Raw genomic sequence first — 10,357 nt, 5'->3', positions numbered from 1 at the left:
GGGCCGATACCCATCGACACGGTCGGGAATTCCCAGAAATCAGGCATCAACCGCGGGTGCGGGTACGAGGACAACGCATGCCCGGCCTTGGACTTCTCCTGACGGAACCCGTCCAAATCCTCTTCGCTCAACCGGCCTTCCATGAACGCCCTGGCGTACATCCCCGGAGAGGCGTGACCCTGGAAAAACACCTGGTCCCCGCCACTGGGGTGGTCCTTGCCGCGGAAGAAATGGTTGAAGCCCACCTCATACAACGTCGCAGCACCGGCATAGGTGGAAATATGCCCACCCACACCAATATCGGAGCGCTGCGCACGATGGACCATCACCGCGGCGTTCCACCGCATATACGCCCGGTACCGGCGCTCGAACTCCTCGTTCCCCGGGAACGGCGCTTCCTGGTCCACCGGGATCGTGTTCACATAATCAGTGGTCGTCACCATCGGCACACCCACCGACCGGGCACCAGCACGCTGCAACAACGAACGCATAATGTACTGAGCCCGCTCGGTACCCTGCTCAGCGATCAACGCATCAAGGGACTCAATCCACTCCGCGGTCTCTTCCGGATCACGATCAGGCAGCTGGGCAGTCAACCCGCTGAGGATGTGTGAGGTCTCTTCTCCTGCAGCCACGTCCAACCTTCCTTTAGGCGCATGCATCGGCGCCTCAGGTCTGGCAGGGTGACTGCCCGTCGTGAACGCGTCGTGTGCGACATCTCGGTTTCAACAGCCCGGTCGGATGCGCCGGGCAGGTCTTGTGAGCGCTTGGCTGCCCAGTAGAATTCTGCGGGGCGATCGCCCTGCAGCCAGAGCGCTCATGGCCACTCTAGCTTTCGCGGCGCTGCTATGCGTAGCCGCAGCCCCCGCAGGGCGTTGTATGTCACATCTGAACGGCTTCCGTGACGTAAAGCACGCATGTGCCACGGGCCCGAAACACCCCAGGTGGTGCGGAATGTGCCCCGGTGCAGGGAGAATGGCTTGAAGCAGGCGCCCAAAGGGTGTTGGCTGTTAGTAATGGAAGTCACTTCAAAAGGAGGAAACGTGAGCGAGGCCGACGCCGCCACATCGGTAAATGTGGCGGAACGAATGGGTTTCAAAGATGGGGATCTGATTCAGGAGCGCGGCTACGACGATGACGTCGACTTCGACTTGCGTGATGATATTGAAGATGTCACCGGCTCGGAATTGCTCGATGAAGACGATCATGACGTCGTTGATGCGGTCATCTTCTGGTGGCGCGACGGCGACGGTGACCTCGTTGACGGGCTCATGGATTCGCTCACTACGCTGAAGGAAGGCGGAGTTGTCTGGGTACTGACGCCCAAGTCAGGAAGGGATAACTACGTGTCTCCGGCCGATATCCAGGACGCAGCCCCTACTTCGGGACTTCACCTGACTACCTCCGCCGGGGTATCCAAAGACTGGAGCGCCACACGGCTGGTGCCCAAGAAGAACAAATGACGGAAGTCCAGCAGGCACCTGCTGCGGTCCAAGGCCCCCGTACAGGTGAGCCTGCACCTGATTTCGAACTTCTGAACCAATACGGTGAGCCTGTCCGGTTGTCGGACTATCGCGGCCGAAACGTCGTCGTTGTCTTTTTCCCTTTTGCCTTCTCAGGCATCTGCACCGGCGAGCTGTGTGAGATCCGCGACAACATGGCGCAGTTCAACGACGCTGATGCAACAGTGCTGGCAATTTCCGTCGACAGCAAATTCGCTCAACGGGCCTACGCCGAACATGAGGGCTTCGACTTCGATCTCCTGGCGGACTTCTGGCCGCATGGAGCTGTTGCCCGGGATTACGGAGTCTTCGATGAAGCCAGCGGAATGGCCCTGCGGGGAACCTTCATCATCGATGCGGCGGGCGTTATCCGTTACGTCGTGGTCAATCCGCGGGGCCAGGCGAGGGACTTCAACGAGTACCGGAGGGCCCTATCGGCCATGGTGGAACAACAGCCATGAGCAACCGGGGGCCAGGCGTGGGGATGACGGGGTTCGCCAGCATGGCACCTGCGGCCGCAGTGCAGCTTGAACCCTCGGAGCTGGAAGCCTTGGATCCTGCGGTGCGCGTCCTGCAGGGCCAGCGCCTGGCTGTCCTCACAGGAGCCGGATTGAGTACCGACTCCGGGATACCGGATTACCGGGGACCGGGTTCTGCGCCACGAAACCCCATGACCTACCAGGAGTTTATTGGGAGCGAGGCGAACAGGAGGCGTTACTGGGCCCGCAACCACATCGGCTGGTCCCACCTCCGGCATGCCGACCCCAATGCCGGCCATGCCGCCGTCGCTCTGATGGAACGGCGAGGCCTCCTGACGGGGCTCATCACCCAGAACGTGGACAGGCTCCACGAGGATGCCGGAAGCGTCAACGTGGTGGATCTGCACGGGCGCTTCGACCAGGTGATCTGTCTTTCCCACGGACACACCTTCAGCAGGCAGCTGATCGCGGCCATCCTGGAAGAGATCAACCCGGGCTTCGTTGAAGCTGCCGTGGAGTCCGGCCTGGTGGAGATGGCGCCGGACGCCGATGCCACGGTGGAAGACCCCGAACTCATCACGTCGTTTGTCATGGCAGTGTGCCCGATCTGCGGCGGAATCCTGAAGCCTGATTTCGTGTACTTCGGGGAGAACGTCCCCAAGGACCGCGTAGCCCGTGCCTACGGCATGGTTGATGACGCGGAAGCTCTGTTGGTTGCAGGCTCGTCGCTGACGGTGCAGAGTGGCCTGAGGTTCGTCCGCCATGCGTCAAAAGCTGGCAAGCCTGTGGTCATCATCAACAGGGGGATCACCCGCGGGGACGAACTTGCTTCAGTGAAACTTGAGCTGGGCGTCAGCGGTGCATTGGACTACCTTGCGCGGGCTTTGCCTGATCTTCCGGCCGTTCCAGACTCGATTGGTGTTTCCGGCAGTTGATCATGTAGAGTCATTGTTCGTTGGTTGAAGCGCTGAGGAAGTCAGAGGCTGCTGAAACCGCAATATGGGTCTTTAGCTCAGCTGGTAGAGCGCCACGTTTACACCGTGGATGTCATCGGTTCGATCCCGGTAGGACCCACCAGGAAGCCCTGTCACTCACGGCCGCAAGGTTCGAGAGGGCGGGGCTTTTTCGTGCTCAATTCACGTTGTTGTTTCACGCCCGGAGCCTTTGTCCCCTCGGCGCCTTTATCCTCCCTGCGCCTTTGTCCCCTCGGTGCCGTCACTTGGAGTCTGGTGATCTGCCGTCAGTGCCTCCTTCCGCCGGTAGCGACCTCTCATTGTCGTAGCCTCCTCCTACGGTTGACTCCATGGAGCACGTTTACATCCGCACAACCGCCCAAGGCGAGCCGGCCGTCGTCGTGAGAGGAGGCCGGGAGTGGAAGATCGCAGTGGAGCCCGTCCGATGGTTCGAAAGGGTTGCCTGGTGGGAGGTATCGAAGCGGATGCCGCGCGGAACCGGCCGCGTGGATGTTGAGGTCCTGCAGGTCCAGGTGCGCTTGGGGAACAACGCCCGTTCCGCTCTCGCCACGTGGCAACTGGTGCGCGATGGATCAGGAGGGGGCTGGTGCCTTCGGGGTGAGGACGCCGCGGCAGCATAGGGAGCTTGAGCCGGCAATCAGCAGCAGACAGGAAATGGATGAACTCTCCACCGCGACTATTGGGGGATGCCGCGGTGGAGAGCTCGAAAATGAATATACAGCCAACTTTTGGGTTTGGAAAGCCGGACAGGTCAGCGACACCTGCTTGCCACTATGATGGGTATTGTTCAGCAGATTGAACACTGAGTTGCAATGACGAAGGAGAATCATGGCCGATTCCCGCACCACCCGCTCCGAAGGGTTGGGCGCTTCGTCGCCGGCCCCCGCCGTCACGCGCGCCGCCGCCGTCCTGGAAGCCCTGGCTGATTCCCCGTCCGGCCGCTTGACCCTCAGCGATTTGTCCCGTGAGCTGGGCATACCGAAGTCATCAACATCGAACCTGCTGCTGGCGCTCGAGGAAGCGCGCCTCATCACCAGGCAGGGCGCAGATTTTGCGCTCGGGCGGAAGCTGGTGGAACTCGGAGCTGCGTACCTCAGCCGCCTCGACGAAGTGCAGGAGTTCTACAAGTACTGCGAGCAGGCTCCAACGCTCTCCGGCGAAACGGTCCGCATTGCGATGCTCGACGGCGACCACGTCATCTACCTGGCGCGTTACGAAGGGCATCCCGCCGTGCGGTTGACGTCCAATATCGGTGACAAGATGCCGGTCTCGCTGTGCAGTGTGGGCAAGGCGTTGCTGGCACAGCTGCATGACCACGACATCGAGGCCATGTTCCCGGACGGTATGGAATTGCCCACGATGACTGCCAACTCACTCCGGACGGCCGAGGAACTCAAGGCCCAGATCACCACCATCCGCCAGCAAGGCTTTGCTTTCGAGGATGAGGAGTCCACGGTAGGTGTCGTTTGCCTGGCCGTCCCTGTACCCACCCACGGCGCGCATGGGCCCAGCCTTGGTCTCTCCGTGACCGCATTGAAGGCCACATATTCGGAAGAGCAGGGAGCTCTCATGGTGAAAGAGCTCAAGGAGTTGGCGCGATCGCTAGGCAACCCCATGGGCTGATTTTTATAAATCTGATTTTAACCTTGGCATTGCGTTCAGCAAGCTGTACTCTGTTCATCATAGTGATCTTGGCGGTGATGCCATCACTATCTCACTGGGCCAACGGGGGCCCGGGGTGATTTTGAGGGAGTGCTTGTGACAACTCGTACTAAGACAAACTTCGCGGCGGAAGCTGACGAGGCCGTCGTTGAACCGGAGCAGCTCCGGCGGGCGACGCTGGCCAGTTCCGTGGGCTCCGCCCTGGAATACTACGATTTCTACATCTACGGCCTCGCTTCGGCGCTGATCTTCGGGCCACTGTTCTTCTCGCCGCTCGGTCCGGACGGGGCATTGATCGCCTCCTTTGCCACGTATGGTGTCGGATTTGCTGCCCGTCCCTTCGGCGGCTTGATCTTCGGCTACATCGGTGACCGGTTCGGCCGCAAGATGGTCCTGATCCTGACGATTGCCTTGATGGGCACGGCAAGCTTCGCCATTGGCCTCCTGCCGACCTTTGAGCAGGCCGGGATGCTGGGTGCGGTGCTGCTCGTGACCCTGCGTATCATTCAGGGGCTCGGTGCCGGCGCCGAGCAGGCCGGCGCAACCACGCTGATTTCCGAAGTCGCGCCGCGTCGTCGTCGTGGTTTCTTCGCTTCCCTGCCGTTCGTCGGCATTCAGCTCGGTACCCTGCTTGGCGCCGGCACGTTCGCGCTGATCACCATGGCGGACAAGTCGGTCCTGCAGGGCTGGTTGTGGCGGGTACCGTTCCTCGCCAGCTTCATCCTGATCGTGATTGCCATCTTCATCCGGCTCAAGCTCAAGGAAACTCCTGCCTTCCAGGAACTCGAAAAGCACAAGAACGTAGTCAAGAACCCCATTGGCGCTTTGTGGAAGCACTCCAAGAAGAACGTGTTGATCGGCATTGGCCTCCGCATGGGCGAAAACGGGAACTCGTCAATTTACTCTGCCCTGCTTGTCTCGTTCATGAGCATGCCCGCGGGAGTCTTCGCGGGCAACAACTCCATCGGTCCTGTCGGTCTGTTGATCGCCGCTGGATTCGCAGCAGTCATGGTAGTGACCTTCGGTGCGTTGTCCGACAGGTACGGTCGTGTTCCGGTTTACCGCTACGGCGCGTTGTTCCAGGCGATCATTGCCGTACCCGCCTTCTACCTGGTCACACTGGGCAACGTCACCTTGGTATGGGTGGTCATGGCCGTGGGAATCGCCATCGGCGTCCAGTCGATGCTTGGTCCGCAGTGCCCCCTGCTGCCTGAACTGTTCGGATCGCAGTACCGGTTCACCGGTGTGGCCATGAGCCGTGAAATTTCAGCCGTCCTCGCCGGTGGCCTTGCGCCGCTGCTCGGAGCGCTGATGCTGGCCGCCACCAACCACTCCTGGCTGGTACTCGCCATCTACTCCTTGGTCCTCGCGCTCATCTCCTTCGTGACCACCTTCTTCACCCCCGAGACGGCAGGCCGCGACCTCGTCAGCACGGAAGACGCCAAGTAGTCGCCGAAACCGCTGCTACAACACGCCTCAGGACGGCGTCCCTCCACAGGAGGGGCGCCGTCCTGTCTTCTTTGCGGCGTCCAACCCCGGAGTGCTGGAAATTCGCGGACCGCGGTGCAGAATTGGTGCAGCGATAGAGGAGCGTGTCCATGACGGCAACCAAGGGCGTGGCATCGCCGGAAAGCCCCGGCCAAATCCGGGGCTCCAGAGGCACCAGATTTCGGCCCGAGATCCAGGGGCTCCGTTCACTGGCCGTGCTCATGGTGGTGTCGTATCACATCTGGTTTGGCAGGGTTTCGGGAGGCGTGGACGTCTTCCTGCTGATTTCGGCTTTCCTGATGACCCTCCAGTTCGTCAGTCGGTATGAGGAGTCCCGGCCGGTGTCGCTGGTCCGGCACTGGCTGCACCTGTTCTGGCGGCTGCTTCCCGCCGTCGTCGTAGTGCTGACGGGTACATTGGCAGCAACGTTCGTTATCGTCCCCCGGACAAGGTGGACTGAGATCGTCAACCAGGCCTGGGCTTCCCTGTTCTACGTACAGAACTGGCTGCTGCAAAAGCAGGTGGTCAATTACTACGCCGCTGACCACAGCCTGGCGAGCCCCATGCAACACTTCTGGTCGTTGTCCATCCAGGGGCAGGTCTTCATCCTCTGGCCGGCGATCTTCGTCACTACCGCGTTGGTGTGCCGGAGGTTCGGCTTGGGATACCGGTCAATGTTGCTGGGAATCTTCGGGCTGATCTTCGTCGCGTCGCTGAGCTACTCGATCTACTTCACCAACGCCCACCAGGAACTGGCCTACTTCGACACTCTTGCCCGGCTGTGGGAGTTTGCGCTGGGTACCCTGGTTGCGCTGCTGCTTCCCTTCCTGCGCCCAGGGCGTGGCCTGGGTACCGTACTGGGTTGGGTGGGAGTTGCTGCGATGCTCAGTTGCGGTGTGCTCCTCCAGGTCCGCTCGGCGTTCCCGGGCTTCGTGGCGCTGTGGCCCACCCTCGCGGCTGTGGCTGTCATCGTGGCAGGACAGACGGGAAGCCGTTTCGGGGTGGACCGTATTCTTTCCTCCAGGTTGCTGGTGGGGCTCGGGTCTACCTCATATGCCCTGTACCTGTGGCACTGGCCGCTGTTGGTCATCACCCTTGTGTGGATCGGCGAAGACCACGCGGACGCACTGACGGGCGCGGCGATCGTGGGTGTTTCGTTGCTGCTGGCCTACCTCACCACCAGATTCGTGGAGCAGCCGCTGCGGTCATGGCGCTGGCCGGAGGCAAAGCGTCGCCGTCTGGCCGTAGCGGTATTGGTTTGCCTTGCTGTGGGAGCGACGCCGATGACGGTGTTCGGGTTCCAGCAGCAGCAAGAGAAGAACGCCATTGCCGGCCAGGACATGGATGACAACCCGGGTGCAAGGGCGTTGCTGCCAGGCTATGTCAACCGGGTGGGCAAGGACGCCAGGACGCTCCCGACGCCTGAGCAGCTTCCGGCGGACTGGGGCAAGCTTGACGGCCCCTGTACCGGGGAGCTGCGTCCCCAGGACCCGGTCCTGTTCGCGGAGTGCCAGCAGAACGACGTCGGCGCGGATGCCGCCAAGACCATCTTCGTTGTGGGGCAGTCACATTCCCTGCAGTGGCTCGGCGCCATCGGCCCCATGGCGAAAGAGCGCAACTGGCGGGTGCAGGCCATTACGTTTGGAGCCTGTCCATTCATGACTCAGACGGACGAGGTTGGCGACGAATGCAATGCCTTCAACCGGAATGTCCGCGAACACATTCGGCGTTACCGCCCGGATGCTGTTTTCCTTGTCGGGACCGCGGCTGTCCCGGATTCTCCGGATGAGGACCTTACGTGGGGACTTGATGAACTGGTGGGGGAGATCACCGATCAAGGTGTGGAGGTCATCGCCATGCGGGACAACCCACGGTTCTCCTTCAGCCCCAGCGAATGCGCCATGGCTTCGGGCGTCGACGATCCCCGTTGCCGTCCCGCCCTGTCCTCTGTGCTGGCCGCCGACAATCCGCTGGATCAGCTGGAAGGAACCTTCACCGGCCTGTCCATCCTGGATATGACCGACCTGATCTGTGATGGTGCCAGCTGTCCGGGGATCATTGGCAACGTCTACGTGTACCTGGACGACAACCACCTCTCGAGCACATACACCAGGAGCATGGCCGATGCATTGTCCGAGAGGTGGCTCAGCGCCACAGGTTGGTAGTCCGGTTTAGTAGAAGTGGACCGGGTCCACCAGGTGGGGGAGTTCGCCACCGTCCAGGAAAATGCGCAGGTTGTTGCGGAATCGTTCGGCGATGAGCCTGTTTTCCGCCGCGCTCAATGCCGAGGTGTGCGGCGACACCAGGACCTTGGGGTGGTTCCACAAAGGGCTGTCCTGAGGCAAGGGCTCCACTGCAAACACGTCCAGGCATGCGTATCCAACCTGTCCGTTGTCCAGTGCCGCGAGCAAGGCGTCCTCGTCCACTACCGTGCCGCGCCCCACGTTGACGAAAACTGTTCCTGGCCTCATGGCAGAGAAGATGTCCTTGTTGAACAGCTTTTCCGTGTACGGCGTGCCGGGCAGCGTGTTGACCACGGCGTCGGCGTCGGCGAGGAGGCCGGCCAAGCCGTCGTTGTTGGTGACTTCGTCGATTCCCTCAATGGCTTCGACGTTGCGTTTGGTTCCGCTGACCCTCATGCCCAGGGCGCGCGCGATGCGGGCCGTTTCCATGCCGATTTCACCGAGGCCCGCGATGACAACCTTGGAACCGTTGGCCAGCTTGGTGGGCGTCCGCAGTTCCGGCCAGAACCTGGCGGCCTGGTCCTGTGCCATCTCGGCGCTGCGCTTGAAGCCGTTGAGGATACCGAATGCCGAGAATTCCGCCAGCGGCAGGGCGTGGACGCCGGCAGAGGTGGTGACATGGAACTTCCGGAGCGTTTCGGTGTCCAGGCCTGAGGCCTTGACCGCTCCACCGGCGCCGGCTGCCATGGCGTGGATCCACTGCAGGTGCGGGTTGCTTTTTGCGATGCGCGCAAGGCCGGCGGGACTTTCGTTGGGGAAGCCATAGAGGACCTGGGCGCGGTTCAGCATGGCCCAATAGCGTTCTTCCTGTTCCGGCGACCTTTTGAACGCGGGGTCGCCCGCGTGGTCTGCCGGGAACCGTTCCGGAGGAAGCAGCTCCGGTTCGTAGAGAACTGTTACGGAGGGATCTACAGCGCGGATCTGCTCTACGTGCTCAGCTTCGAGCGGTACAGCGATGGCGATGGTAAGTTCATCAGTCGTCATGGTGTTCATCATACTGAATGGCGGCTAGGATATTGAACAGAATTTACGTAAATGACCACGACGAAGTGAGGTGTTACCTGCCATGACCACCAAACGCGTGGGTTTTGTCGGGCTGGGTCTGATGGGCGCGCCGATGGCCTCCAACCTGGCCGGCGCCGGATGGAACGTCACCGCCTGGAACCGCTCCGACGCCGCGTTCGAAGCTCTCCCCGGCATCAACCGGGCCGCCAGCGTGGCCGCGTTGCGTGACGAGGACGCCATCATTTTCATGCTTCCCGACCTTCCGTTCATCGAAGAAGCGGCAGCGGAGCTGCTCGAATCCTGGGGGAGTTCGGCGCCGCGCCCGGGGACCGCCGTCGTCGTCATGAGCAGTGTCTCCCCAGCGGGTGTCCAGCGGTTCGGCGAACTGGTGCACCAGGCAAGCGGCGGCAATGCCGTCGTAGTGGACGCGCCGGTGAGCGGCGGAACTGCCGGTGCACAAAGCGGAACCCTTGCCATCATGGTGGGGGCCGATGAAGGACCCTTCGAGCAGCTTGGGCCGCTTTTCCAGGCCATGGGCACCACCGTGCGTCGGATGGGACCGCTGGGGTCGGGGTCGCTCGCCAAGGCGTGCAACCAACTGATTGTCGGAACCACGACGGCGGCCCTCGCCGAAGCTGCGGAACTCGCCGAACGCTCCGGGATGGATGTAGGGGCTCTTTTCGAGGTGCTGTCCGGAGGACTGGCGGGAAGCCGGGTGCTGGACAACGTCGGTCCGCGCTTGGCAGCCAAGGACTACACGCCAACTGGACCGGCAAAATTCATGCACAAAGACCTCGGGTTCGTGCTCGCCAGCGCTGCGGCAGCCGGCTCCGCCACGCCGATCGCTTCGGCGGCACATGACCTGTACGCCGAACTCAAACGCCAAGGGCTCGGCGACCAGGACCTCGCCGTCGTCCGGCAGGCCATCGCAAACCTGGGCCGGACGCCTGTCCCCATCACGTCCAACAGCAACTGAACCGTCGCAACTGAAGAAGGAATGACGA

10 protein-coding genes and 1 tRNA gene are annotated in these 10,357 nt (G+C 61.8%); 9 read left to right on the top strand and 2 right to left on the bottom strand.

The features are described 5' to 3' along the window. On the bottom strand, positions 1-662 hold a 662-nt coding region (locus PV760_RS06820; protein WP_502921428.1), incomplete at its 3' end, for a pyruvate dehydrogenase E1 component-related protein. 381 nt (positions 663-1,043) lie between these two features. Between PV760_RS06820 and PV760_RS06815 the strand changes: the two genes are divergently transcribed. The 8 genes from PV760_RS06815 to PV760_RS06780 all read left to right on the top strand — a co-directional run bounded on the left by PV760_RS06815 (position 1,044) and on the right by PV760_RS06780 (position 8,270). After that, complete coding sequence (locus PV760_RS06815; RefSeq protein WP_018777877.1) at positions 1,044-1,463, top strand: DUF3052 domain-containing protein; 420 nt, start codon at positions 1,044-1,046, stop codon at positions 1,461-1,463. Further along, positions 1,460-1,963: a peroxiredoxin gene (locus PV760_RS06810; RefSeq protein ID WP_354627392.1), complete on the top strand. Its 504-nt coding sequence runs from the start codon at positions 1,460-1,462 to the stop codon at positions 1,961-1,963. Before PV760_RS06815 ends, PV760_RS06810 begins: the two co-directional genes overlap by 4 nt. Continuing rightward, a complete protein-coding gene (locus tag PV760_RS06805; protein ID WP_018777875.1) occupies positions 1,960-2,916 on the top strand; it encodes an NAD-dependent protein deacetylase in 957 nt (318 codons plus the stop codon). Before PV760_RS06810 ends, PV760_RS06805 begins: the two co-directional genes overlap by 4 nt. Before the next feature lie 66 nt (positions 2,917-2,982). Continuing rightward, positions 2,983-3,058: transfer RNA gene (locus PV760_RS06800), tRNA-Val, on the top strand. Between the two features lie 226 nt (positions 3,059-3,284). After that, a complete protein-coding gene (locus PV760_RS06795) occupies positions 3,285-3,575 on the top strand; it encodes a hypothetical protein (RefSeq protein ID WP_018777874.1) in 291 nt (96 codons plus the stop codon). A gap of 208 nt (positions 3,576-3,783) precedes the next feature. Further along, entirely contained in the window at positions 3,784-4,578 is a 795-nt protein-coding gene (locus tag PV760_RS06790; protein ID WP_039241812.1) for an IclR family transcriptional regulator, read from the top strand. Positions 4,579-4,713: 135 nt separating this feature from the next. Then, positions 4,714-6,066, top strand: coding sequence for an MFS transporter (locus tag PV760_RS06785; protein WP_110506028.1), 1,353 nt, complete (start codon positions 4,714-4,716; stop codon positions 6,064-6,066). A 149-nt stretch (positions 6,067-6,215) separates the two neighbouring features. Next, positions 6,216-8,270: an acyltransferase family protein gene (locus PV760_RS06780; protein ID WP_354627391.1), complete on the top strand. Its 2,055-nt coding sequence runs from the start codon at positions 6,216-6,218 to the stop codon at positions 8,268-8,270. A 6-nt stretch (positions 8,271-8,276) separates the two neighbouring features. Here the strand turns inward: PV760_RS06780 and PV760_RS06775 are convergent, their stop codons facing one another. Further along, positions 8,277-9,344 carry a D-2-hydroxyacid dehydrogenase gene (locus tag PV760_RS06775; protein WP_026267184.1) on the bottom strand — a complete coding sequence of 356 codons (1,068 nt, stop codon included), beginning with the start codon at positions 9,342-9,344 and terminating at the stop codon, positions 8,277-8,279. 70 nt (positions 9,345-9,414) lie between these two features. Here PV760_RS06775 and PV760_RS06770 point away from each other — a divergent pair, with 70 nt between their 5' ends. Next, a complete protein-coding gene (locus PV760_RS06770) occupies positions 9,415-10,329 on the top strand; it encodes an NAD(P)-dependent oxidoreductase (protein ID WP_354627390.1) in 915 nt (304 codons plus the stop codon). Positions 10,330-10,357 lie beyond the last annotated feature (28 nt).

Origin of the sequence: Paenarthrobacter sp. CC6, assembly GCF_040560085.1 — a bacterium.
In the GTDB taxonomy this organism is placed as follows: Bacteria; Actinomycetota; Actinomycetes; order Actinomycetales; family Micrococcaceae; genus Arthrobacter; species Arthrobacter nicotinovorans.
This window is presented reverse-complemented; position numbering and strand designations above follow the sequence as displayed.